The sequence below is a fragment of the Pauljensenia sp. C0254C2 genome, assembly GCF_056583835.1.
Window position 1 is genome coordinate 244,196 of sequence record NZ_JBWPJO010000001.1, and the last position, 25,771, is coordinate 269,966.

At 60.6% G+C, this 25,771-nt stretch carries 22 protein-coding genes; 15 read left to right on the forward strand and 7 right to left on the reverse strand.

The window, feature by feature from the left end:
• Positions 1-67: 67 nt before the first annotated feature.
• Both lipB and lipA read left to right on the forward strand, forming a co-directional pair.
• The gene (gene lipB / locus AC1DA5_RS01160) at positions 68-733 is read left to right on the forward strand and encodes a lipoyl(octanoyl) transferase LipB (protein ID WP_058236420.1); all 666 of its coding nucleotides are present in this window, start codon (positions 68-70) and stop codon (positions 731-733) included.
• 9 nt (positions 734-742) lie between these two features.
• Positions 743-1,858 (forward strand): lipoyl synthase, encoded by a 1,116-nt coding sequence (gene lipA, locus AC1DA5_RS01165; protein ID WP_092648447.1) that lies wholly within the window; start codon positions 743-745, stop codon positions 1,856-1,858.
• An 83-nt stretch (positions 1,859-1,941) separates the two neighbouring features.
• Here lipA and AC1DA5_RS01170 read toward each other — a convergent pair whose 3' ends face one another.
• From AC1DA5_RS01170 to AC1DA5_RS01185, 4 genes are all read right to left on the reverse strand, one after another.
• A complete protein-coding gene (locus AC1DA5_RS01170; RefSeq protein ID WP_157886342.1) occupies positions 1,942-3,459 on the reverse strand; it encodes a hypothetical protein in 1,518 nt (505 codons plus the stop codon).
• The gene (locus AC1DA5_RS01175) at positions 3,452-3,787 is read right to left on the reverse strand and encodes a hypothetical protein (protein ID WP_058236422.1); all 336 of its coding nucleotides are present in this window, start codon (positions 3,785-3,787) and stop codon (positions 3,452-3,454) included. The genes AC1DA5_RS01170 and AC1DA5_RS01175 overlap by 8 nt, the downstream gene beginning before the upstream one ends.
• The gene (locus AC1DA5_RS01180; RefSeq protein ID WP_157886343.1) at positions 3,784-4,128 is read right to left on the reverse strand and encodes a YbaB/EbfC family nucleoid-associated protein; all 345 of its coding nucleotides are present in this window, start codon (positions 4,126-4,128) and stop codon (positions 3,784-3,786) included. Before AC1DA5_RS01180 ends, AC1DA5_RS01175 begins: the two co-directional genes overlap by 4 nt.
• A gap of 250 nt (positions 4,129-4,378) precedes the next feature.
• Complete coding sequence (locus AC1DA5_RS01185; protein ID WP_092648450.1) at positions 4,379-6,058, reverse strand: class I adenylate-forming enzyme family protein; 1,680 nt, start codon at positions 6,056-6,058, stop codon at positions 4,379-4,381.
• A gap of 133 nt (positions 6,059-6,191) precedes the next feature.
• On the opposite strand from AC1DA5_RS01185, the gene rbfA reads away from it, so the two are divergent.
• Genes rbfA through AC1DA5_RS01200 form a run of 3 tightly spaced genes read left to right on the forward strand, consistent with a single transcriptional unit; the run spans position 6,192 to position 8,662 of the window.
• On the forward strand, positions 6,192-6,707 hold the full coding sequence (gene rbfA / locus AC1DA5_RS01190; protein WP_092648451.1) for a 30S ribosome-binding factor RbfA: 516 nt from the start codon (positions 6,192-6,194) through the stop codon (positions 6,705-6,707).
• A 14-nt stretch (positions 6,708-6,721) separates the two neighbouring features.
• Positions 6,722-7,669 (forward strand): tRNA pseudouridine(55) synthase TruB, encoded by a 948-nt coding sequence (gene truB, locus AC1DA5_RS01195; protein ID WP_480289057.1) that lies wholly within the window; start codon positions 6,722-6,724, stop codon positions 7,667-7,669.
• Between the two features lie 3 nt (positions 7,670-7,672).
• Positions 7,673-8,662 (forward strand): bifunctional riboflavin kinase/FAD synthetase, encoded by a 990-nt coding sequence (locus AC1DA5_RS01200; RefSeq protein WP_058236427.1) that lies wholly within the window; start codon positions 7,673-7,675, stop codon positions 8,660-8,662.
• Positions 8,663-8,699: 37 nt separating this feature from the next.
• On the opposite strand, the gene AC1DA5_RS01205 is transcribed toward AC1DA5_RS01200, so the two are convergent.
• The 3 genes from AC1DA5_RS01205 to AC1DA5_RS01215 all read right to left on the reverse strand — a co-directional run bounded on the left by AC1DA5_RS01205 (position 8,700) and on the right by AC1DA5_RS01215 (position 11,942).
• On the reverse strand, positions 8,700-9,998 hold the full coding sequence (locus AC1DA5_RS01205) for an MFS transporter (protein ID WP_092648452.1): 1,299 nt from the start codon (positions 9,996-9,998) through the stop codon (positions 8,700-8,702).
• Positions 9,995-11,299, reverse strand: coding sequence for a glycoside hydrolase family 1 protein (locus AC1DA5_RS01210; protein ID WP_092648453.1), 1,305 nt, complete (start codon positions 11,297-11,299; stop codon positions 9,995-9,997). The genes AC1DA5_RS01205 and AC1DA5_RS01210 overlap by 4 nt, the downstream gene beginning before the upstream one ends.
• Before the next feature lie 70 nt (positions 11,300-11,369).
• Positions 11,370-11,942 carry a YbaK/EbsC family protein gene (locus tag AC1DA5_RS01215; protein ID WP_058236430.1) on the reverse strand — a complete coding sequence of 191 codons (573 nt, stop codon included), beginning with the start codon at positions 11,940-11,942 and terminating at the stop codon, positions 11,370-11,372.
• 230 nt (positions 11,943-12,172) lie between these two features.
• Between AC1DA5_RS01215 and rpsO the strand changes: the two genes are divergently transcribed.
• The 10 genes from rpsO to AC1DA5_RS01265 all read left to right on the forward strand — a co-directional run bounded on the left by rpsO (position 12,173) and on the right by AC1DA5_RS01265 (position 25,755).
• Positions 12,173-12,442 carry a 30S ribosomal protein S15 gene (gene rpsO, locus AC1DA5_RS01220; RefSeq protein ID WP_058236431.1) on the forward strand — a complete coding sequence of 90 codons (270 nt, stop codon included), beginning with the start codon at positions 12,173-12,175 and terminating at the stop codon, positions 12,440-12,442.
• Positions 12,443-12,631: 189 nt separating this feature from the next.
• Complete coding sequence (locus AC1DA5_RS01225) at positions 12,632-15,052, forward strand: polyribonucleotide nucleotidyltransferase (protein WP_058236432.1); 2,421 nt, start codon at positions 12,632-12,634, stop codon at positions 15,050-15,052.
• A gap of 209 nt (positions 15,053-15,261) precedes the next feature.
• Entirely contained in the window at positions 15,262-15,954 is a 693-nt protein-coding gene (locus AC1DA5_RS01230; RefSeq protein WP_480289058.1) for a hypothetical protein, read from the forward strand.
• Between the two features lie 14 nt (positions 15,955-15,968).
• Complete coding sequence (locus AC1DA5_RS01235; RefSeq protein WP_480289076.1) at positions 15,969-17,294, forward strand: M16 family metallopeptidase; 1,326 nt, start codon at positions 15,969-15,971, stop codon at positions 17,292-17,294.
• A 34-nt stretch (positions 17,295-17,328) separates the two neighbouring features.
• Positions 17,329-18,075, forward strand: coding sequence for a 4-hydroxy-tetrahydrodipicolinate reductase (dapB, locus tag AC1DA5_RS01240; RefSeq protein WP_480289059.1), 747 nt, complete (start codon positions 17,329-17,331; stop codon positions 18,073-18,075).
• Positions 18,072-18,728 carry an N-acetyltransferase family protein gene (locus AC1DA5_RS01245; protein ID WP_480289060.1) on the forward strand — a complete coding sequence of 219 codons (657 nt, stop codon included), beginning with the start codon at positions 18,072-18,074 and terminating at the stop codon, positions 18,726-18,728. The genes dapB and AC1DA5_RS01245 overlap by 4 nt, the downstream gene beginning before the upstream one ends.
• A 43-nt stretch (positions 18,729-18,771) precedes the next feature.
• Positions 18,772-19,668 (forward strand): 4-hydroxy-tetrahydrodipicolinate synthase, encoded by an 897-nt coding sequence (dapA, locus tag AC1DA5_RS01250; protein ID WP_480289061.1) that lies wholly within the window; start codon positions 18,772-18,774, stop codon positions 19,666-19,668.
• Between the two features lie 71 nt (positions 19,669-19,739).
• Positions 19,740-21,431, forward strand: coding sequence for a ribonuclease J (locus AC1DA5_RS01255; RefSeq protein ID WP_070725933.1), 1,692 nt, complete (start codon positions 19,740-19,742; stop codon positions 21,429-21,431).
• On the forward strand, positions 21,428-24,814 hold the full coding sequence (gene lysX / locus AC1DA5_RS01260; protein WP_480289062.1) for a bifunctional lysylphosphatidylglycerol synthetase/lysine--tRNA ligase LysX: 3,387 nt from the start codon (positions 21,428-21,430) through the stop codon (positions 24,812-24,814). The genes AC1DA5_RS01255 and lysX overlap by 4 nt, the downstream gene beginning before the upstream one ends.
• On the forward strand, positions 24,811-25,755 hold the full coding sequence (locus AC1DA5_RS01265; protein ID WP_285014595.1) for a PfkB family carbohydrate kinase: 945 nt from the start codon (positions 24,811-24,813) through the stop codon (positions 25,753-25,755). Before lysX ends, AC1DA5_RS01265 begins: the two co-directional genes overlap by 4 nt.
• Positions 25,756-25,771: the final 16 nt, after the last annotated feature.

The window sequence follows — 25,771 nt, forward strand, 5'->3', positions numbered from 1 at the left end:
GCCAACATCGGCGTATCTCACGCTTGCTCGGGTGGGGCGATAAGTTTCGCCAGCGTAGAGTAGAAGCATGCAGGTAAAGAACCTCTTGGATCGCGGACTGATCCCGTACATGGAAGGTGACCGAATCCAGCGTGAGACCTTCGATGACGTGAAGGTGAGCCATTGCGATGACACGCTCATTGTTGCTCAGTTCGAACCGACCTACACGGCTGGGAGGCGCACGAAGCCTGAAGATATCGTCGATGCTGACCTGCCGGTCATTTCGGTTGACCGTGGAGGATCGGTAACGTGGCACGGGCCCGGGCAGCTGGTGATTTACCCGATTATTCGCCTGGCAGATCCAACGGAAACGATTGGATACATTCGCGCCGTCGAAGCGGCAGTCATCGAGGCTGTCCGCACTACATGGCACCTGCCGGTTGTTCGCATTGAGGGCAAAGCCGGTGTGTGGTTGCGTGACCCTGATCGCAAACTCTGCGCCATCGGACTCAAAGTGGCTCAGGGCGCAACGATGCATGGTCTTGCTTTGAACGTCAATCCTGACTTTTCGCGCGCCTTCACAGGTATCATTCCCTGTGGGTTGCACGACTGCGGTGTCGCCTCCCTCGTTGGGGAAGGCGTCGATGGTGTCAGCGTTGCCGATGCGGCTGACCCGCTCATCGCGTCCCTGACAGCCCACCTGGAGCCACTGACATACTCTGCACACGAATCTGAACTAGCTGCAACGAAGTGAGGACCAGCGTTGTCGACACTGCCAGAACCTGAAGGCCGCAAGCTCCGACGCGTCGAAGAGCGCAACTCGCACACGCCTATCGAAAAGCAACGTCCCACATGGCTGAAGACGCGCGTTTCCAATGGGCCGGGATATCAGGATATGCAGCAGCTGGTTCATCGCGGCGGACTGCACACCGTCTGCGCAGAAGCTAACTGCCCGAATATCTATGAATGTTGGGAGGACCGTGAGGCTTCCTTCCTGATTGGTGGAGCGCTGTGTACGCGTCGATGCGACTTCTGCGATATTGCCACCGGACGGCCAACTGAATACGACCGGGATGAGCCCAAGCGCCTGGCTGAGTCGGTTAAAGAACTCGGACTGCGCTATGTGACGATCACAGGCGTCAGTAGAGACGACCTTGAAGACGGAGCCTCGTGGCTCTACGCAGAATCGTGCCGACAGATCCATGTCATGCAGCCTGGTACCGGTGTCGAATTGCTGGTCGATGACTTCAAAGGCGATCCACATGCCCTTGCACAGATATTCGAATCCGAGCCTCAGGTGTTCGCTCATAATCTGGAAACGGTTCCGCGCCTGATGAAGACAATCCGGCCGGCGTTTCGTTACGACCGTTCGCTGAGTGTCATCAACGCAGCGAAGGAGGCTGGCCTCGTCACAAAATCGAACCTGATTTTGGGCATGGGGGAGACGACCGAAGAAATCGAATCCACCATGCGTGACCTGCTGGACGCGGGGTGTGACATCTTGACCATTACGCAATACCTTCGCCCCTCGGCATTGCACCATCCCATTGACCGATGGGTCAAACCTCAGGAATTCGTGCGACTGCGTGACGTGGCGTATGCGATGGGATTCCCCGCCTGTATGTCAGGGCCGCTCGTGCGTTCCTCCTACCGTTCAGGCAAACTGTGGGGCGAAGCGATGAAGAACCTGGGTCGGGAAATCCCGTCCCAATATGCTGACCTCGTTGAACTGGCCTCCGCTGGTGCGGCGCGTCAGGAAGCCTCAGCTGTTGTGGGACGGATGTCTCCGGCAGAGTGTGCTCACTCAACGTCGGCCGAACCTGCGATCCCTGCCAGCGGGTCGCTGGTAGGACGTCCGCTTCCGGTTTCGGCCCTCTAGGAACCTCATACATTACACAACGCGCGCCTTGAAGCTGGCTGATGAGCCAGTCAAGGCGCGCGTTGTGCGTCGGCAACCAGAAGTTATGACCTCGGCGAGAAGGCGTGTTCAGTGTGATGGCTACCAGTGATGACTGGCACGTTCGAAGCAGGAGCTTCTGGCTCCGTGTCGAACAATGACTGAAAATTCTCCTCGTTGATAATCTGCCGGGACGCATGCGCTCCCCTGAAACCAGATCCGGACGAGGCTGCTGCCGCCATCGAACCACCGGCGCCTGCCATCGCCATCGGCGGAACCATGAAGCCGCGCCCAGTCGCCGCGGCGCCACCACGAGCTGCCAAGGAGGCAGAGGACGCGGCTGACGATTCAGCGGCGTGGAAGCCCAGACGGCCCGCCTGCGTGGGAGCAGATGAAGACGCGTGGACAGCTTCTGCACCTGCCGGAGCCACCGGGATGCGTGAGTCAGGAGTGATATCACCGTTGTGCCGGATACCCGCGAAGGCAGCAGAGTGGCTCATTCTCACATCAGACGCGCTATGAGCGCCCGACACGTCATAGGAGCCTGGCATGCCGTAGGAGCCTGCGTGATACGAACTCGGCAAAGCTGAGGCGTAGTGGGTGCCATAGTAGTCTGAGTAACCCAAGCCGCCATATGCTCCGCCACCGTAATATCCTGAACCTCGGTTCAACGAGGTGCCTCGACCGTACGCCGCAGGATCCATCATCTGACGCTGAGAACCAAAGAGGCCGCCACCCTGTGAGCCACCCGTGATCTTGTTGAGCAGCGCGTTTCCACCAGTGGTGAGAAGCTTGGTGCCGACATCTTTCAGAATCTGACCACCGGGGGTGGCCAGGAACTGATTCAGCAGGCCGCTTACCTTGTCGAACAGGCCCGCAAGCTGACCCAGGAGGCCTTTGAGGTTGCCGATCGACTCGATCACCTTGTTGATCGTTTCGCTGATGCGAGTGGCCAGGCTGGATACTTTGGCGGTGACTTGCTGGATGATCGCCGGCAGTGCCAAACCAGCGGTCGCGACTGCTTCGATTAATGCTGAAGCAAAAGCACCGATGATCTGTGAGAGCGCGTCGCGGACCAGGTCATGAACGACCTGGACGAGGGACGCAGCTACTTCCAGTGCCGTGCCCATTGCATCTGCCCAACGTCCGGCTTTCTCAACGGTCTTGGCGATGTCGCCTTCGAGGGCATTCAGCGCCTGAATGGTCTCACCGCGCATATCGGACAGGTCGACGCGGGTGTGGTTCTGCAGAAGCGTACCGGCTTCAGCGAGCTGAGCGTGAATGTTTTTCCACGTCGCGCTGTAGGCGGCCACCTGGTCGGCATCACCGGTGAACGCATCGAGCCATTCGTCCAGAGGGTGAACATGCTCGATGAGCCACCCCAGACCCATCGCAATCAGTGTGCCCAGCGGGTCGAGGACCGCGGCACCGATATCCAGCGCGGTTGAAAAGAGCGCGACGCCGCCACTGACCCAGTCCTTCGATTCAAAGGCCTTGACGAGGGCCTCACCATCTTCGATCAGCAGCGTACCGGCCAGCTGCCCTGTGGATTCCTGGCGTTCAGCAACCAAAGAATTACTCATGGCGACCCCGCTTACCCCATACGTTTACCTCAGCTTTGAACCCGCGCGTCAGGTCCGCTTCCTGAGAGTTGAAGTCTTCAGTGGTCAATCCGAGCTGCCTGGACGTCCTCTCCAAGGCGTCGGTCGCGCTTTGCATGGTTCGGCGCGCTGCGCTTTCCATGATCAACAACGGAGGCAGCAAGATCGGGGTGCAGAGAAGCCCAAAAGCGGTGCCGCCTATACCCGCTTCATATGAGGCCTGCTTAGCCAGGTCAACAGCGCTGGCCACCTGTGCTACGTGTGCTTTGTGCTGGGACAGTTCGTCTGTTCTGATCTCGAGGTCGCTCACATTTCACCTATCAATCTTGAGACAATCGGAGAATCCTCACCAAACAGTTCGCCCGCGATCGTGTGCACCTGACCGCGAAGGTCCGTGCGCGCCGCGTTGTAAGCCTCCATCACGTCGTAGGCGATGTGATCGGCTGGCACGCCCTGGGCATGACTATCGATATCTGTACTTCTGAGATGACCTTGAAAATTCACCGTGATTCGCACGAGACGGTCGCGACTGGTGCCCTGTCCGGTCACCTTCTCTGCTCGGCGACGAAATTCTGTTGCGGTTTCTGCGTGCTGTTGAGCTTGGGCCACTTGACGCTTGACCCGCTCTTGTGCTTGTGCAATTTCGTCCACACCTAGGAATGTAAACGGAAAACAGGACCTTTGTCCATACCTGACAGCAAATTTCCGCACATTTACATTTGCTCCGTACACCGGCCGCTGCACCGTCATGCAATGTTCTTTTACCGATACGCGTCCACATTGCGACAGAACGTGACGCGTGCGTATGCGCGCACATTCACCCGTTCATTGGATTCAATGCCAATGTGCCTCGTACACGCACATGTCTGGTACACACGCTTCCGGTACACACACCGCCCTGCTAGTCGCCTGGTGCGAACACTGCGCGAAGCGCGGAGACGGTGACCTTGCCGTTGGACGATACCGGCAGTGACTCAACTACCGCCAGGCGCTGAGGCACCTTGAAGCGCGCAAGATATCGACCGGCAAACTCACGTACATCGTGAAGCGATGGCGCTTCGCACCCCTCATTCATGACCAGTACCGCGCTGACAGCTTCGCCCCACTTCACATCGGGCACACCCACCACATGCGCGGATCGGACTCCGTCCATGCGCGTGAGCACCTGTTCAACCTCGTGAGGGAGCACCTTTTCGCCGCCTGTGTTCACCGTGGCCACTTTGCGCCCCACGATGTGAACGAAGCCGTCCTCGTCAATGAAACCCAAGTCGCCGGTGCGCAGCCACGGGCCCCTCAACGATGCCGCGTTGAGTTCCTCGTCATTCCAGTACCCGTTGGTAACGGATGGGCCGGTGCAGATGAGTTCACCAATAGTGTTCGCACGGATGTCTCCCCCGCGCGAGCTGGGCGGCAGAACGCTCGCAACTAACGAGGGGGACTCGCCCGCCCGGGTACCTTCAACTGGGACAGCGTGTGCGTCCAGCCCATCCACCATCTCGATACCGATACGTGTGTGCGGGAAAGGAAAACCGCTGGTTGTGGAGCGGTCGGCTGGAAGACCGGGAACCAGGCACGTACCTGACGCTGCCTGCTCAGTCATCCCCCATACGCTGAACGGTTCAAGGCCTCGTTCGCGCAACATGGCGGCAAGGTCAGCCGGTACGGGTGCGCCGCCGATCAAAGGGCGCGTGAATGAGGGCAACCCATCCGAGGTGAAAGTGGGAACCTGACACATCATGCGGTACATCGTGGGAACGGCGAACATCATCTCCACCTGGTAGCTGCCCAGGGCTTCGACCAGTGCAGCTGGATGGAACGCATCCACGATGATCACCGTTCCGCCCGAGACCGCCAGGTCCAGCGTGGTGCCGTTGAAACCACCGATATGGGACAGGGGAACGCTGACGGCTTCGACGGTGCGTGGACCATATTCGAAGACGTCGCGGAAATTGCGCGTGCCCCACCACAGGTTCTCATGGGTGAGTGTGACGCCCTTGGGATGAGCGGCCGTTCCCGAGGTGTACAAAATTGCGCCGACCGTGTCCGCAGGCAGTGCCGCCACATCAGCAAGCGGCAGGGGAGAGGTCTCAGCAACCGCGCGACTCCACTGGTCAACTGTCACGACGCGTGGCTGGCGGGCCGGGTGGGAAGCGTTGTCGGCGTCGATATTCAAGGTGGTCGCGCGCTCAACGCGGTCAATCTGAGCATCCCCGCAGATGACGACATCCGGCTCGCAGTTGACCAGGATGGCGGCTAATTCCCCGGCCTGCAGGTGCTGATCGAGCGGCACAGTGATGGCTCCTATTGCGGAGCAGGCCACGTGCACGAGCATATGCCAGGCGCAGTTCGGCGCCATGATAATGACGCGGCAGGTGGGCCCGACATTCCAGTCCAATAAGACCTGAGCAGCGCGCAGCGCGTTGTCGAGGCTGTGAGCCAGGGTGCGGCGCGAGGCTTCCGAGTAGGTGTGCGCTGCAGGATCCAGATGCAGCTCGATGAGATTGTCGCGCCCGGCATGGCGCGCAGCGGACAGCGCGAGGAAATGGATGGCGGAAAAATCTGCGTGCGGCTCAGTGATCACGGCTCCTATTATGCAGCCGCCGATGTGCTGACGGTGAACATGAGGTGATGGACACGATCACTAGGAACACGACGGCGCAGACACGTACGATAGAGGGTCGCAACGTTTGTTTACCAGCACAGGAGGCATCACCATGGCAGATGAATCGCGAGTACATAAGGTGGAGGACCGGATTCATCAGACGGTCGCACGCTTGCTGGGCCGACGCATCAAGGATCCGCGCCTGGGGTTCGTGACCATTACAGATGTGCGCGTCACAGGAGACTTGCAGCACGCCTCCGTGTTCTACACCGTCCTGGGTGATGACGAGGAACGCGCAGCAACGGCGCGCGCTTTCGAATCCGCCAAGGGGCTGATTCGCTCCGAAGTGGGCAAGGCATTGGGCATTCGATTGACCCCGACGCTCGAATTCATCCTCGACGCGCTTCCAGAGACGGCCGCCTCCATTGAAGATGCATTGGGCAAGGCTCGTGCGCGTGATGAGGAGATCGCGCGCGGTGCTCAAGGTGCCAGCTATGCCGGCGAGGCAGACCCCTACCGTCATCCCGAAGAAGACGACGAGGAATACGCCGACGAGGGAGGCGCTGACGACACATACGTCGATCAATCAGACATCGACGAGGCCGACGCCGACACCGACGAAATCTAGGCCCGCCCAGATCCATGACACCTACCGATTCGAAGCAGAAGCCACAGCCACCCTCGGGAATTCTGATCGTTGACAAGCCCCAAGGGATGACCAGTCATGACGTGGTGAGCCGTGTGCGACGACTGGCGCACACCCGTAAAGTCGGGCACGCCGGCACGCTCGACCCGATGGCGACCGGTGTGTTGGTGATCGGTATCGGCAAAGCGACGCGGCTGCTCACCTACCTGAGCGCCAGTACGAAGACCTATGACGCCACCATGCGTCTGGGAATCGGGACAACCAGCGAGGACGCAGATGGGCAGGTCACGGAGTGCCCAGGAGCCAGCGATGTGACAGCCGATCAGGTGGCCGACGCTGCCCGTGTGGTGCGTGAACGTGGGTGGCAGGTGCCCTCTGCCGTCTCTGCCATCAAGATCGGTGGGAAGCGTGCGCACGCTCTGGTGCGCGAAGGAGAAGACGTCCACATCCCTCCGCGCGAGGTTCATATCAGCGCGATTGACCTGACTGGGCCGCTCCGCCCGACCGCAGCGGAGGCAGGCGTGCCGGTGGTGGACTGTGATATTCACGTTGAATGTTCGGCCGGCACCTACGTGCGAGCCATTGCCCGCGACATTGCCGAACAGCTCGGCACAGCTGCACACCTGACTGCTTTGCGCCGGCTGCAGGCCGGGGCATTCACCCTGCACGATGCTGCGCCACTGGATCGGCTTGAAGCGCTGTGCGCTGAAGGAGCCGACGTGCCGATCATTCCCATTGGTGAGGCCGTCAGCAGACTCTTTGACACCCTTGAGATTTCTCAGGAGGAGGCCGCGCGCTTTGCTCACGGGAATCCGCCTGAACGCAGCGGCGCGCAGCTGGCTGATATGAGTGTGGACCAGCCGATCGGCGTGTATTGTGAAGGCCGGTGTTTAGGCCTGGTGAAGGTACAAAACGGTGCTCTGCGCACGATAAGGGTGTGGTAAGACATGCAGGTGTGGACGTCAATTGACCAAGTGCCACGAGATTTCGCCTCCGTGGTGACCATCGGCAACTTCGATGGTATGCACCGCGGTCATCGGCGTGTGATCTCCGCCTGCGTGGACCGTGCGCGCAAACGTGGGGTGGCGGCAGTGGCCTGCACCTTTGACCCGCACCCCCGGCAAGTCCACCAGCCCGACTCGCATATGCAGCTGATCAGCCCACTGGAAGATCGCCTGAGCGCGATGGATGCTGCCGGCCTCGATCACACGCTTGTCATCCACTATGACCGCTCCTTCTATTCGCTGACGGCGCGCGAGTTCGTCCAGCTCACGCTCGTTGAGGTACTGGGTGCTGTGGAAGTTGTGGTTGGTGAGGATTTCCGCTTCGGCAAAGACAACGCCGGCACGGTCGAAACCCTGCGTGAACTGGGCAGAGAATACGGCTTTGATGTGGTGATGGTCGCTGACATCATCAGCCCGCAAGGTCGGCGCTGGTCGTCGTCCTGGGTTCGTGAACTACTTGACGAGGGTGACGTTGCTCAGGCGGCATATGTTTTGGGCCGACAGCACCGAGTGCGTGGCGTTGTTCAGCACGGATTCAAACGCGGACGCAAACTCGGTTTTCCGACTGCCAATCTGTCCGAGGGGATCGACGGTGTGGTGCCTGCGGACGGTGTGTATGCCGGATGGGTCGTGCGCTCGGTGCCGAATACGACGGCGCGTGAGTTCTATCCGGCAGCGATTTCAGTGGGCACCAACCCGCAGTTCGGTGGAGATAAGCGCACCGTTGAAGCGCACGTGCTGGGGCGCGCCGACCTGAACCTGTATGGCGAGCGCATCGCGGTGCACTTCGTGGAACGCATCCGTGCGATGCAGGCGTTCGACTCGGTCGATGCTCTGACGGCTCAGATGGATGATGATCTGCGGCAAACAGCATTGGTGCTGGGGATCGGCGTGTCAGGACGTGTGGATCCTGATGCTGTGACGGCCAACTGACTGAGAGCAGACATCTGCTCGGCACCAGGCAAGCTGCTCACGCCACGTTCTTCACCCGATACATCACGAGTGCGCCGGTCAGTGCGAGCACTCCGGACAGGATATACAGGCCCGCATAGCCGCCCAGGAATGACAAGGCTCCCGCTGCCACGACCGGTGCCAGCGCATTTGGCGTGACAACCGCGATATTCATGATTCCGACATCGCGTCCGCGTTGCGCGGGGATTGGCAGTACCTCGTTGATCAGCGCCTGATCGACCGCCATGTACACGCCCCACGAAATGCCGAGTACCAGCGCGGCAATAATGACCACCCAGAACGCGTGCGCCCACGCCATGATCAAGCAGGCGGCCGCAACCCCAACGGATGATCCGGCCACGAAAATCAGGCGCCGATGCATCTTGTCAGAAATCGACCCGGCCACCACGGCGCACACCACCACGGCCAGCGCATAGATTCCGGTCAGGATCAGCACGCCCGTATCTGGATCGTCCAGCTTGATGCGATCTCTCAGGTAGTAGAACAGGTAGAACAGAGCCGTCACGTTCCCCAGGGTCACAGCCATGCGCGCAATGAACACCCAGATAAAGTCTGCATATGGACGGTCGGCATTCGCCTGAGCGCCGACGGGTTTCTTCACATCCTCATCACTGTCATCGGTCGCGGCAGGTGTGGTCGGTGAGATCGCGAAGACGCCCTCGCCAGTGGGGACCTCGCGGTAGAAAACCAGGAATTGTACGACCAGGACCACCACGACTGCAGCGGAAATCCAGTAGGCCGGTGCGACATCGAAGACCGTGCCGATTGCCGTGCCGAGGACCAGGGCGAGTGTGTACGTCAGACCCATGACGCCCGAAACCGTGCCGTACTGGTTGGTCGGAACACGGTCGGGTGCCATCGCCTGGCTCGCTCCCACGGCGCTTGCGATCATGATCTGGAACAGCGTCCACGCGATCAGCAAACTGACGAACGAGGATGCCCCGCCCATCCACACCAGCAAGGCAGCTGATGTTACCGCGCCAATCAGCACCCACGGGGATCGACGCCCAAAACGCGAACGCGTCCAGTCGGTGGCAAATCCCCACAATGCGGTGGCGATAATGGAGGCCGCACCGCCGACCGCCATGATCAGCGCAAGGTACTGCTCTTTGCCGTTGTCTCCGAAGAAGTCAAGGACCTGCTTGGCGATGAGGAGCTGGCTGGGGCCCGCCCACGCCAGGTTGATGCCCAGGTAAGCCAATCCGTAGCGACCGATCCAGCCTTTGGTGACGGGTGGTCGCGCATGAGGATCAACGAAGTGATCGTGGTGGTGGGTCTGGTCAGATGCGGTGCTCATTGCGGATCCTCCCGGTAACGCTGGCCGGCAACGTAGGTGTCGTAAAGATCCGGTGTCAGTGCGCCTTCGCGAATGATGTCGCGGTACATGAGGGCGGAGGGTTTGCACGTGCGCTGACCGGTGGCAGGATCCACACTGACCAGGCCGAAGCGCGCTGTCATTCCCTCGCTCCACTCCCAGTTGTCGGTAAAGCACCAGTGGTAGTAGCGCTCGACGGGCAGGCCGCTGTGCGCCAGTGCATTCAGGTGATCCCAGATGAAGCGGCAGCGGAATGATTCGTCGGCGTTTGCATCGCCGTTGTCGCACGTACCGTTTTCAGTGATCCATACGGGTGCGTTGTAGCGCTCAGCCAGTTCGCGTGTCACCTCCACGATGCCGTCAGAGTAGACCTCCCAGCCCAGGTCGTTGACAGGGGCACCGGGTATGGTGCCATCTTCGAGCTTGTCGATCGCGCTGCGCGAATAGTAGTTGATGCCCAGGAAGTCGTAGTAGCGCCCCGGTTTCACTCCGCCACTTGTGCCGAGAGCGACCGGAAACTCACCGACCAGCATTGCCTGTGCGATGGCGTCCTGGAACGCGTAGCGGGCAACGCGGGTGAGTACCCTGTGCGACGGGTTCGAGGCGACGCGCGGCACAAAAACACGCATGTGGTGCGCGAAACCGACCTTCGCTTCTGGTTGCAGCCGGTGGATCAGCATGTAGGCGCGGCAGTGAGCCTGAGCGAGGTGGCGCAGGCAGGCGCGCACGCTGCGCCACGATACATCTGCCGGGGGACCTTCCTGGAACAGGTGCGCCTGCGTGACATAGACATTGGGTTCGTTGATCGTCACCCAGTCGGTGACGAGGTCGCGAAATTCGCGTACTACCCGGTAGACGAAACGCATGAAGCAGTTGATGTTCTCGTGGCGGGTGAATTCACCTCGCTGGGCAAACCAGCACGGATTAGAGAAGTGGTGCAGCGTCACGAGGGGTCGAATCCCTGCTTCGACGAGTGCTTCGAGCTCGTGTCGGTAATGGGCAATGGCGTCAGTGTCGAAGACACCTTCTTCGGGTTCGATGCGCGCCCACTCCAGGGACATTCGGTAGTCGCGAATGCCAAGGTTGCGCATCAGTTCGATGTCCTCGCGCCAATGCTGCCAGTGGTCGACCGCAGTAGCGGGGTCGGAGTTGTCGCGGATAGTGCCGGGCTTTTGAGCCCAGTCATGCCAGTCGTTGTGGGTGTCGCCGCCTTCGATCTGAAGGGAGGACGTGGCGACGCCCAGATGCAGTCTGGTCGGTAAGGTCACGTCGTCGGGATCCATACCGTGATGCTAGCAGGGCGACAGCACGTATGTGAGTGGTCGCTCACAGCAGCATGGGATGTGAGCCTCGTCAGGCCTGTTCGCTGACCGGCTGTGCGAGTCCCTCGATCACCTCGGCACCGGGCAGGGCCGCCAGCAACTCGCCGGGCACCGCCAACTTGGAGCGACGCAGACCTGACCCGATGACACACATGTCGACTATCACGCGTGGATCAAGCAGCAGGCGCCACTGTGGCGGCACGCCCACAGGTGTGATGCCGCCATATTCCATGCCGGAGGCTTCCACTGCTTTGTCCTGCGGCCAAAACGAGCACTTGCGCACGTCCAGTGTCTTCTTGATGACATGGTTGACGTCGGCTCGCGTCGTTGCGCGCACGACAGCGGCAGCCACGCGTTCATCACCGTTGCGCTTGCCAGCAATGAGGACGCAGTTACACGACAAAGCCAGATTCATCTGGTAGTGCTCAGTCATCGCCTCGGTATCGGCGTAGTCTGGATCAATGTCGGCTACAAGGGCCTGCGCAGCCAGCTCCGGCTCGCGCTTGGCCAGTTCCTGAAGTGCCTTCGCGGTAGGATCCGCGAGAAGATCGAGATGCTCGAGGGCAGGGAGCCATGTCGCTGTTCCATCCAATTCAATACTCATATGGTTATTTCAGCCTGCCTGATCAACAGGCGCCACCTGAATTTCTTATGATGAGACATTAAAGCTGAACGTGCGCCATCTCACCGCGCTCGCAGCGTGATTTTCGCCCTGATCAGGCTGAAGTGAGGGCGGAGCGTGTTAGCCTGTATTCGCCGTTAGATCGGCCGCGGGATGGATTGCACGAAGACAAGCTTCGATGCTCCGCGCAGCGAGACATTTGAGGAGAACACGTGCCGCTGAGTAAAGATGTTAAAGACCAGATCATTGCTGAGTACGCAACTCATGAGGGCGACACAGGCTCTCCCGAGGTGCAGATTGCTCTGCTGAGCCAGCGAATCAAGGATCTGACGGAGCACTTCAAGTCGCACCCGCACGATCACCACTCACGTCGTGGATTGATGCTGCTGGTTGGTCGTCGCCGCAGGCTCCTCGGATACCTGTCGGACATCGATATTGAACGCTACCGTTCACTGATCGACCGCCTTGGCTTGCGTCGCTGAGTAAAGCTCGGCCCGGCTCCACCTGGAACCGGGCCGCTTTTGCTATCCCGACTCGACAATGCGCGCCTTGAACGAGCGGTTTTCGACAGTGGCTTACGGAACGCATGAACAGAAAATGCCGGTCCGTGGGCTTCGATCGAAGGCCGACGTCGGGCGCATGACCAGAACAAGAAATGGAGTATTACGCCCATGATGGAAGGCGAAGAAATCACCGCTGCCGAAGCCATTATCGACAATGGCAAATTCGGTAAGCGCACCGTCCGTTTTGAAACCGGACTGCTTGCGCAACAAGCTGCCGGCTCAACGCTGGCATACCTCGACGACGAAACAGTCGTCCTGTCCACCACGACCGCAGGGAAAAATCCCAAAGATCAGTTCGACTTCTTCCCGTTGACCGTCGACGTGGAAGAGCGTTCCTACGCTGCTGGCCGCATCCCCGGATCATTCTTCCGTCGCGAAGGCCGCGCCGGAACTGAAGCCATTCTGGCTGCACGTCTCATCGACCGCCCGCTGCGCCCCGGATTTGTCAAGGGCCTGCGCAACGAAGTCCAGATCATTGAGACCGTTCTTGCGGTTCACCCCGATGACGCATACGACGTCCTCGCCATTAACGCGGCGTCGATGTCCACCCAGATCGCGGGCCTGCCCTTCACTGGCCCGATCGGTGGTACGCGCCTGGCTCTGATCGATGACCAGTGGGTCGCATTCCCGCGTTGGTCCGAGCTGCAGCGCTCCGTGTTCAACATCGTGGTCGCCGGCCGCATCGTCACCAACGAGGACGGCACGGATGACGTGGCCATCATGATGGTGGAAGCCGGCGGCGGCGAGAACGAATGGGAACTCATTCAAAACGGTGCCACCGCGCCGACTGAAGATGTCGTTGCCGACGGCCTGGAAGCCGCTAAGCCATTCATTCGCGCGCTGTGCGAAGCACAGATGAAGGTGGCGGAGAAGGCCTCCAAGGAAACAGGCGAATTTGAGCTCTTCCTTGATTACACCGACGAAGAGTACGACGCCCTCGAAAAGCAGGTGGGTGACAAGCTGGCCGAGGCCCTCAAGACTGAAGGCAAGCTTGCCCGCGACGAGGCCGTTGACGCTGTGCGCGACGAGGCTCTGGCAGCACTTGAGGAACAGTTCCCTGAAGGCGAGAAGGACCTCAAGGCTGCATTCCGCGCCTTGGAGAAGAAGACGATTCGTGAGCGCACACTGCGTGAAGGCATCCGCATGGATGGCCGTAATCCGCGCGAGATCCGCTCCCTGTTCGCTGAGGTCGGTCTGCTGCCTCGCGTCCACGGTTCAGCACTCTTCCAGCGCGGCGAAACCCAGATCCTGGGTGTGACCACGCTGGCCATGCTGCGCATGGAGCAGCAGCTCGACAACCTGAGCCCGATTACCTCCAAGCGCTACATGCACCAGTACAACTTCCCGCCATTCTCCACCGGTGACACCGGCCGCGTCGGATCCCCGAAGCGCCGCGAAATCGGTCACGGTGACCTAGCTGAACGCGCACTCAAGCCGGTTCTGCCCACGCGCGAAGAATTCCCCTACGCCATCCGTCAGGTCTCCGAGGCATTGGGCTCGAACGGCTCCACCTCAATGGGATCGGTGTGTGCCTCAACGTTGTCACTGCTGCAGGCTGGCGTGCCGCTGCGCGCACCCGTTGCCGGTATCGCAATGGGCCTGATGACCGGCGAAATTGACGGTGAGCAGAAGGCCGTGACCCTGACCGACATCCTCGGCGCAGAAGACGGCTTCGGCGACATGGACTTCAAGGTCGCGGGCACCAGCGAATTCATCACCGCTCTGCAGCTGGACACCAAGCTGGACGGCATTGATTCACAGCTCCTGCGTTCCGCGCTCGCACAGGCTCGCGATGCCCGCCTGGCGATCCTCAAGCTGATCCACGACGCGATCGACGGCCCCGATGAGATGTCCGCCAACGCGCCTCGCATCATCACCGTCCAGGTTCCGGTCGACAAGATCGGTGAGGTCATTGGACCCAAGGGCAAGATGATCAACCAGATTCAGGACGAGACAGGCGCTGAAGTTGTCATCGAAGATGACGGCACAGTGTTCATCTCTTCCTCCGATGGTGCTTCTGCAGAAGCGGCACGCACCATGGTCAACCAGATCGCAAACCCGCAGATGCCTGAGGTGGGTGAGCGCTTCGTCGGCACCGTCGTCAAGACGACATCCTTCGGCGCATTCGTCTCCCTGACGCCAGGCAAGGACGGTTTGCTGCACATTTCGCAGGTTCGTCGCCTGGTCGGTGGCAAGCGCATCGAATCTGTCGATGATGTGCTGCAGGTGGGCCAGCAGATCGAGGTTGAGATCGCTGAAATCGGTGACCGTGGCAAGCTGTCTCTGCATGCCGTCGTTGACGGAGAGGCCGCTGAATTCGAGCCGGAACCGCGTAAGGACAAGTCCGGACAGTCCGACAAGGACCAGGATGATCGTTCAGAGCGCTCCGGACGCGGTCGCGGACGCGGCCGTGGAGAGCGTCGCCAGCGCACCCGCACCCGTCGTCATCACAACGACGAGGGCGGCTCTCACGACGCAGACTCGAAGGATCAGTCAGATTCCACTGACTCCTCCGACGATGCTGAGTAAGTGAGAACGCTGAATAAGTCTGAACGCTGAGTGATGCTGACTCGGCAAGGCGCGGCACCCGACTGAGGGTGCCGCGCCTTCTTCGTGGGCTGGCCGAAGGCCTGCCTCGAACAACGCCGGTATGGTCACAGGCAGGTGCGCCGCGGCTCAATGGCATAAGCTAAGTCTGACGCGTGCAACACAGCTGCGAACCAACGAAAGGACAGCTCATGAAGCGCTTCACGGATCCGGTCTTATTCGGCGCCCTTTTTGTCTTGGATACGCTGGCATGGCTGATACTGATGTCCACCGGCGGCATTGAAACCGCAGACCCCGGCTACGTCGCACCGATGACGGTCGGCAGCATCATTGTCATCGCCTGCCCAGCTCTGTTGGTTGCCACCGTTCTCGGCTTTGCGCGCGCTATCACCCGCCAGTCACCACGCAGCTTCTATATGTGGGCATTGTGCATGACGGTTGCCGCCGCCGTGATCGTCGGAATCGCAAGCGCCGCAACATCTGCATGGGGTATTGAAGTGGGATTCGGATGGATGACGTGGTTCTTCGCCATCATGGCTCTCGCACTTCTGATCGCTCTGATCATCGCACTCACCGGCGGCATCCCGTCGGAAAAGCACCTGGGCACCAGCGCCAAGGAGTCCAACGCTGACACCTCAGCCAGTCGCAACGACAAGACGGCAAGCGCCAAAACACGCACAACGGCTCCGCACAAATCCCGCTCGAGCCTGGAAAGCGATCCGCCACAAGACATCGCACCTGTCGGCGCCTCCACAACTGAAGGCTCCAAGATGACGTCGAAGCAGGCGCGCCAGGGTACCGACCCGCTTGACCTGCCCGACTCGTCAATTACGCCATCCGCGTCAAATGGCACATCAACGAATGCACCAAAGGAATCTCGTTAGTGACCGCACCAACCATAACTGGTATCGATCTTCCACTCGGCGGCGCGCAGGCAGCGGCCTCGTCAATGACCGTCAGCGATGATGAAACGACGGTGACGCGCACGATCCTGCCACGCGGCGTCAGAATCATCACTCAGCACGTCCCCGCCACGCGCTCAGCGGCAATCGGGCTGTGTGTGCCGGTCGGCTCGCGCGACGAAAGCCCTGTTCACGCTGGAGCCACACACTTCCTGGAGCACCTGCTGTTCAAAGGCACACCAACGATGACTGCGCTCGATATTGCGGTCGCATTCGACGCGGTCGGCGGTGAAACAAACGCGGAAACCGACAAGGAACACACGCAGTACTATGCGCGGGTGCGTGACGCGGATGTGGATATGGCGCTAAGTGTCCTCACCGACATGGTGACCTCCTCATCGCTGGTGCCCGACGCCTTCGACGTGGAAAAAGGCGTGATCCTTGACGAACTGGCGATGGCGAAGGACTCACCGCTCGATGCAGTCCACGAAGCATTCGCTGCCGCTGTTTTCGGTGACACAACGCTGGGCAAACCGGTCGGCGGAACTCCTGAAGCAATCCGAGCCGTCAGCCGTGACGACGTGTGGGAGCACTACCAGTCCCATTACGGTCCAGACCGCCTCATCGTCTCCGTTGCCGGAAACGTTGAACACGACCACATCGTCGACCTCGTTGCTGCTTCGCTCGACCGGGCAGGGTGGCGTGGGGACGAGGGAGGCCTCGGACCTGCTCCCAGGCGTGACACAACACCGGCACAGCTGGCACAACCCACTGTCCAGGAACGTCACCGCGACGTCGAACAGGCTCATGTGATCGTCGGATGCCCTGCGCTGCAGGTCGGTGATGACCGCATCCCTGCGATGTCAGTACTGCTGTCTATCCTGGGCGGATCGATGTCGTCACGCCTGTTCCAGGAGATCCGTGAAAAACGCGGCCTGGCTTACACGACATATGCCTTCAACATGCGCTACTCGAATGCCGGCGCATTCGGGATGTATGCCGGTACGTCGCCCGCACACGTGGAGCAGGTTGAACAGCTCATGAACGAACAACTGCAGGCTCTGGCTTCTGACGGGCCGACCGAGGAAGAGATCGTTCGGGTACGTGGACACGTGCGCGGCGCGATCGCCCTGGGGCTGGAAGATAACCTGTCACGGATGGGCCGGCTGAGTAACGCCGAGCTGACCGGCACGTATTTCACGGTCGATCAGGGCTTGGCCCGCATCAACGCAGTCACCCAGGAAGACGTGCGAGCGCTGGCAGCTGAGCTGGTCAACGCCGAGCAGGGCCGCGCGGTCGTGCTGCCGAACGCGCGCAGCTAAGACAGCCGCAGGCCACCGCGGCGAAGGAGGAGAGATGAACACACTGCGAGTTGCAGTCGTTGGTGCTCGAGGACGCATGGGTGCGACCGTCGTTGAGGCCGTCAGCGCAGCACCAGACATGGAGGTTGTCGCGCGCATCGATGTCGATGACCAGATCGCCACTGACACACTCAACCAGGCGACGGTCGCTGTTGATTTCACCGCTCCGGCCGTGACAGAAGATAATGTGCATGCGTTGCTGGACTGCGGCGTAAACGTCGTGGTGGGGACAACGGGCTGGACCGATGAGTCTCGCGGGCGCGTCGCGGAGCACGCCGAACGCGCAGGTAGATCCGTCATCATCGCGCCGAACTTTGCGATGTCAGCAATTCTGGCGATGAAATTTGCCGAAATGGCCGCGCCGTACTTCGAATCGGCTGAAGTGATCGAGATGCACCATCCGAACAAGCTGGACGCACCCTCGGGAACGGCTCGCGCCACAGCCGAACACATTGCCCGTGCCCGCCGCGAAGCAGGATGCGATCCGATGCCCGATGCGACCCGCACCGACCCTGAAGGAACTCGCGGCGGCGTCATTGACGGTGTCCCCGTGCACGCCGTGCGGCTGCGTGGACTGGTCGCACATGAAGAAATCCTGCTGGGAAACGAGGGCGAGCAGCTCGTCATCCGCACCGATTCCTTTGACCGCGCATCGTTCATGCCCGGCGTCCTGTTCGCTATCCGTCACGTGCACGAACAGCCTGGTTTGACCGTCGGTGTCGATCAGCTCATGACACTATGAGCAACGCTGATAGCCGCGTCTCAGTACGCCCCGCAACCGCCCCGGATGCAGCCGACATTGCTGCCATTCAGGTCGCATCCCTACGCAGCGTTGCCCGCGCCGTAGGGGGAGCATCCGTCGACGTTTCGCCTCTGGAGGTGCAGCGCGCCTGGAATGACACGCTCTCACGCATACCACCGCCGGGATGCTCCACAATGGTGGCGCTGCACGGCACCCGCGTTGTCGGGTTCGTGGTCGCACAGCCGGCACCGTCCCATCACATTGACCATGCGAAGGCACCTGATATTCCAGACGGCCTTGAGCTGGCCGCCCTCGACGTGGACGAGAGATTCAGGCGCTCTGGACACGCCTCCCGCATGCTGGCCGCGATTGTGGATACCGCGCGGGAAGCGGGGCTGTCTGCCCGCAGTCTCCAGGTGTGGATCAGCCCCAACGATGAAGCGCGCGTCAGATTCTTCCAGTCAGCAGGTTTTGCGCCGGCAGGGCTGCTCAGACGGCTCGATGTGGCAGGAACGCCGATGACGCAGCACCTGTGGTGGGCAGGACTCGACTCCGCGGGATCAGGTGACGGTGGCAGGCCGAATGCGCAAGCAGACAGTGCCGGTGCTCGCGGCCCTGAAGGGTGCGACCACCCTGCAGAATCCACCAACTGAAACAACGCGGCCCCTCGTGACGCCATCTCCTAGACTGTGAAACATGAAACATCTTCCGTCACGTACATTCGGATCCCTCGCGCCCGCACTGGTGACCCCTTTTCACCAGGATGGCTCACTTGATGCCGAGGCAGCAGCCAAGCTGGCCACCAAACTGGTCGACGACGGATGCGACACGATCCTTCTGTCGGGTACGACGGGTGAATCACCGACCACCCACCAACCTGAAAAGGACGAACTGACCAGAGCTGTCAAGGAAGCTGTGGGGCAGCGCGCTCACATCATGTGCGGCGCATGCTCGAACGACACTGCTCACGCCGTGCGCATCGCGGAAGGAGCGCAGGCATGCGGAGCTGACTGTCTGCTGGTCGTCTCCCCGTACTACAACCGTCCTTCCCAGGCTGGACTGATTGCGCACGTGCGCGCCATAATGGACGCGACCGACCTGCCGATCATGCTCTACGACATTCCGGGGCGCACCGGCCTGGCGTTCAGCGACGAGACGTTCGATGAGCTGGCCCAATACGACCGCATTAAAGGCGTGAAGGATGCGACCGGTCAGGTGGAACGAGGATCGGCACGTATGCATCGCACAGGGTTGGAATACTACTCAGGCGATGACGGTGAGAACTTCAACTGGCTGGTGGCCGGCGCATCAGGACTGATCTCAGTGGTTGCCCACGTTGCCGCCGCCCAGTACCGCCGGATGATTGATTTTCTGGATGACAGCCAGGTGTGGGAAGCGCGCGAAATCCACTTCGAACTACGCCCACTGGTCGACGCCATCATGGGAGGTGGACAAGGGACAGTGATGGCGAAGGCCGCACTGGCACTGCAGGGAATCATCGACACACCGGCCGTCCGCCTGCCGCTCGTGCCGGCATCTGATGAGGAGCTCACGCGCCTGCGTCAGGTCATGGAACGCATGAACCTGCTGTGAAATAGCGTGGGAAAACATCTGGACGCGCGCCGCCGCTTTCAGCGCGGTCCAATGCGTGAGACACTTGCCCCATGAAGTCCCTGTACGAAAACTTAACCGAACCGGCACCCCTACCCGCGGGCGCCCTGCGGATCGTGCCCCTCGGTGGTCTCGGTGAGGTCGGCCGCAACATGACCGTCCTCGAATATGACGGAAAGCTGCTCATCGTCGACTGCGGCGTTCTCTTCCCCGAAGAAAGTCAGCCAGGTGTTGACCTGATTCTGCCTGACTTCTCGTGGATTGAGGAGCGCCTCGACGATGTGGAGGCGATGGTACTGACCCACGGCCACGAAGATCACATCGGCGCCGTCCCCTACCTGCTCAAACTGCGCTCTGACATCCCGATCTATGGGTCGGACCTGACATTGTCGTTCGTTGAGCCCAAGTTGCGCGAGCACCGCCTGGAGAACCCACCCCTGAACGTCGTAGATGAACATGACACTGCCGAGGTCGGCCCGTTCAGCCTGGAATTTATTGCGGTGACGCACTCCATTCCGGATGCGCTCGCAGTGTTCGTGCGCACTCCCGCCGGCAAAGTTCTGATGACCGGCGACTTCAAGATGGACCAGTTGCCCCTCGACCACCGCCTGACCGACCTGCGTTCATTCGCCCGGTTCGGCGAAGAAGGCGTCGACCTGTTCATGGTGGACTCCACAAACGCCGAGGTGCCAGGATTCATCACTCCTGAACGCGAAATCGGCCCCGTCCTCAACCAGGTGTTCTCAGATGCGACCGGCCAGATCATTGTGGCCTCCTTCGCCTCACACGTGCACCGCGTCCAACAGGTCATCAATGCGGCGGCGCGCAGTGGACGCAGGGTTGCCCTCGTGGGACGGTCAATGGAACGCAATATGCGCATCGCGGAAGAAAAAGGCTACCTGTCAATTCCCGAGGGTGTCCTGATCGAACGCTCGATGATAGGGGAGCTGCCTCCAGAGCAGCGCGTCTACATGGCGACCGGCTCGCAGGGCGAACCGATGGCCGCGCTGTCACGCATGAGCGTAGGATCGCACCGATTCGTCACGATCGAACCGGGCGACACTGTGGTGTTCGCTTCCTCACTGATCCCGGGCAATGAAAACTCGGTCTATCGGGTCATCAACGACCTGACTCGACTGGGCGCAAAAGTCGTGCACCAGGCCAATGCGAAGGTTCACGTGTCCGGTCACGCCTCTGCCGGTGAACTCATCTACGCTTACAACCTCGTGCAGCCCGCCAACGTCATGCCGATTCACGGCGAGATCCGCCACCTGGTGGCCAACGGACAGCTGGCCGTCAAGACAGGTGTCTCCCCGGAAAATGTCGTGCTGGCTGAAGACGGCGTGGTCGTTGACCTGATCGATGGGAAAGCGCGCGTTGTGGGCGCGGTTCCATGTGAATACATCTACGTCGACGGACGCTCGATCGGTGAAATTTCGGACGACGAACTCGAGACGCGTCGCACGCTGGGAGCCGAAGGGTTCATCAGCGTGTACGCCGTGGTGGAACATGATTCAGGGATGGTGCTCGCACCGCCGACGATCCGCGCGATCGGCATGGCTGAGGACGATTCTGTTTTCGACGAGATCCTGCCTGATGTGGATGACGCACTGCGCCAGGCAGCAGCGCCAGGAGGACAGGATCCCTACAAACTGCAACAGGCCATGCGGCGCGTTCTGGGCAGGTGGGTGGCGCGCAAGCTGCGTCGCCGCCCGATGATTGTGCCTGTCGTGGTCGAGCAGTGAACGTAACACCGTCCACATCGAAACGCAGTCCGCTTCCACCAGCCAGCGAGCAGGCCACCGCCCGCGCGCTGAGAATACCGACCATCGTCTCGGACATTTACGCCATTACGATGATCTGGTCCCTTCTGTCGGTGCTGATCCACCTGATCGCTCCGCGCGTCGTTGAAATCGGCATGTTGATCACGAGCGCGTTGAACTTGCCGTCGGGTGCCGGCCTGTTCGAAGCAGTAGTGTGTGGGTCAATCGCGCTGGCCGCATCGCGACGAAAACGCGTCGTACTATGGGCCATCGCCTTTTTCCAGATCATTGGCGCCCTCACGTCCGTGTTGTTCATCATCCTTTTCGTTGCGGACGGTAGCGCTGTGTGGCTAGATATGCCGTCCTTACTGATCTCGCCGCTCGTGGCGCTCATCGTGATGGTGGCGCTGTTGCACTATCGGGCCTCGTTTCCCTCGCACATTGTGCGCGGGTCCCTCGTCGGTGCCTTGGTCATTCTGGTCACAGGGATCAGCACTTCGATCGTGTGGGGAATTGTGCTGGTGACGTGGGGACCGTGGTCGCATACCACTGCTGGACCCGGATGGGTGATTTCGCGTTCTCTGGGCTTCGTGTCGCTGACACTGACCGACGGTAGCGAGCCGATAGGGCCGCGCCCCCTTGCACTGGCGTTGTCTTTATGGTCAGCGCTGATCTATCTGTTGGCACTGGCCTACTTCCTGCGCGGGCAGAAAACGCCGGGACGCACTTGCGGAGATGACCTGAAAACGCGCGAACTGCTGGCCCGTTGGGGAACAGATTCGCTCGGGTACTTCGCAACCCGTGGTGACCGGTCCCTGGTGCTGTCAACAGATCAACGTGCCGGCGTATCCTATTCGGTTCTGTTTGGTGTCTGCATGGCTGCCGGCGACCCGCTGGGTGATCCCCAATCATGGCAGAACGCGATCGCGCAGTGGCGTCTGCGTTGCGCCCGCTTCGGATGGATTCCGGCCGTTCTTTCTGCCTCCGAATCAGGAGCGCGTGCCTACCGACAGCAGGGGTTTGCCGTGCGAGCCATGGGGGATGAAGCAATCGTCCACGTCCGCGACTTCGAATTGCGTGATCCCTACATGAAAGATCTTGCCCATGCGGTTCGCCGAGTGGCACGCGCCGGTATCGATATTTCGATCCGCCAACTCGGAGAGATCGACGCCGAGGAACGCTGCTGCCTGGAACGGGTCGCCAACGAGTATCGCAGAGGCGACGAACGCGGCTTTTCCATGGCGCTGGACCGCATGTTCGACCCGGTGGATTCACGCACACGAGTAGTCGTTGCCCGCGCAGGTGACGGCACTATCGAAGCAATTCTGACATTCGTGCCGTGGGGCAATACGGGGCTGTCACTGAACCTGATGCGTCGATCAGCTACAGCGACAAACGGCATCATTGAAGCCATGATTGTCGCCCTGATAACGGACTGCGCTGACGGGCCGATCAACGCGATCTCATTGAACTTTGCGATGTTCCGTCGTATTTTTCGCGAGGGCGAGGCGGTTGATGCCACGTGGCGTGCCCGGCTGCTCCGGCGCATCATGCGCGCCGCATCCAAATGGTGGCAGCTCGAGTCCCTGTATGAATCCAATTCCCGCTACCGCCCCGAGTGGTTTCCTCGTTATATGTGCTATCGCACGTTCGCAGAAATCACACATGTTCTGGCTGCAGCCGGTGGACTAGAGGGTTTCCTGCCCGTATGGGCTGACATTGACCATGGACAGTCATGGGGCATTGATGACGAACACCGCAGGGCAGTGCACGCCATCGAGCAGGAAGCCCATCAGGCTGTTGTGCCGCAGCGTGCACTCACGGAGCAAGAACGCGTCCGCCGCTCCAAGGCTGAGCGTCTGCGCCAAAGCGGCATGGAACCGTGGCCTCCGTCACTGTCGCTGGGGCTTCTCCCTGATCAGGTGCGCGCTCAAGCGCGGCAGTGTGCCGATGATACCTGGTCCCCTGACGAGGTCACTACCGGTGGGCGCATCCGTGCCATCCGAGATCATGGCGGCATCATCTTCGCCGACCTTGACCGAGGCGGGCAGACGATTCAGATCATGCTGGAACAATCCACGACGGAACCGGCAGTGTTCGAACTGTGGGGCCTGTGTGACATCGGAGACTCGGTGGCAGTAACAGGGCACCCAGGTCGTACACGCTTTGGCGAGCCGACGGTGCGGGTGGCAACGTGGACGATGGCGGCAAAATCGCTGCGTCCTCTGCCTGCCCACGGCACGACGCTGGATGCTCAGACCCGCTCCCGCCAGCGTGTGACACATCTGTTGACAGACTCCACTGCGGTGGATCTTCTGCGCAAACGCTCGCGCGTGATGGCCACTACGCGCGCTGTGCTGGCGCACAACGGATTTACCGAAGTGGAAACGCCAATCCTGCATCCGATTAAGGGCGGGGCGAACGCTCGGCCATTTATTACACACCTGAATGCCTATGGTTCCAACGTATTCTTGCGGATAGCTCCCGAACTGTACTTGAAGCGACTGGCTGTGGCGGGTATGGACGCCATTTTCGAAATGGGACGCTCCTTCAGGAACGAGGGGGCGGACATGACCCATAATCCCGAGTTCACCTCCCTGGAGGCCTACCGAGCGGGCGGCGACTACACAACGATGCGTCATCTGGCCCAGGAACTCATCCAACGCTGCGCCCTGGAAGTCAACGGACAATGCGTATGTCTGCGGCCGGCAGGGTCATTCGGTACCGAGGGATTGCAGACGGTGTGCCGCTACGACGGTGTAGACATGGTCGAATACGACCTGTCAGGTGAGTGGCCTGTGATTGGTGTCCATGAGGCGATCAGTGCTGCCACGAACACCACAGTGACACCGGATTCGGACGATGATGAGCTGATCGGCCTCTGTCACGCGCACGGCATTGACGTACCACCCGTTGTCGACCACGGAGCACTGATCGCGGTACTCTACGATGACCTAGTTGAAGCGCAAACGGTTCAGCCGACGTTCTACCGCGACTTCCCAGCATCCTCTTCGCCACTGACCCGCAAACATCGCGACGACCCCCGTCTTGCCGAACGGTGGGACCTGGTGGCTTTTGGCATGGAGTTAGGCACGGCCTACACAGAGCTGACAGACCCTATTGACCAGCGCGAACGTTTCGTTGAACAGTCGCTGGCGGCAGCAGCGGGAGACCCTGAGGCAATGAGCATCGACACGGCATTTCTCGATGACCTCGACCTGGGATTGGTGCCGACCGGAGGTGTGGGAATCGGAATGGATCGGTTGGTCATGTTGTTGACCGGCAGCACGATTCGTCAGATTCTGGCGTTCCCATATGTGCGTCCTATGACTCACGCAGGAACAGAAGGTACGGTAATGGCATGACCGGTCGTTTCATCTCGACAGATTCCATCGTGCTGTCGCTCCCGCTGCACGTTGATCACATCCCCGAGCGGGGAACATCCGTGCGGGCAGACAGCGCCATGTCACGACCGGGAGGTGGTTTCACCACGCTGTCAGCCGTGGCAGCCTACGGGATCCCCGCGCTGCTGGCCTCACCACTGGGAACCGGACCGAACTCCTTCACCGTGCGCCGCCAGCTTGCCCACGCTGGCGTCCAGATCGTGACTGATGAACTGGTGGGCGACATCGGCGCTGCCATCATGCTGGTGGAAAACGACGGCTCGACCACGTCCGTCGCTACGTCAGGCGTTGAATCTGAGCCATCGCGCGCCGCCCTCGACCGTATTGAGCTGCACGAGGGGGACCTTGTCCATATCGGTGGCGCTGACCTGGTCAACGAGTCCAGTGCGCGCGTCCTGTCCGGATGGGGAGCAGACCTGCCCGATGATGTCACGCTGGTTGTCTCCGTGTCACCGGCTGTGGAGCAGGTTCCGGTGTGGGCGTGGCGGCGACTGCTGAAACGCGTGGACGTTCTGACCATGAATATCCGCCAGGCCTCCACGTTGAGCCGGATTCTGGCAACTACTGAGCCGGGAACTGCGATTCGACATGTCATACGCCCCGACGCCGCAATTGTGCGTCGCCTGGGCGTGATGGGGTGCGAAGTGCAGGTCGATGAGAACTCGCCGCGCGTACAGATTCCCGCATTCGACTCCATTACCGTTGACACGGTCGGTGTGGGCGATACGCATATCGCGATCATGTCGGCCGCACTGCTGGAGGGGCACGACCTGATCGAAGCATGCCGCATTGCCAACGCCGCGGCAGCGGTGACCATTTCACATGAATCGGCACTGCCGGTGCCCACGCGCAGCCAGATCGAGGAAGTCCTGCGGGAAAAACGCGTGAAATACTCCATGTAAGGCGATCTGGCGCGTC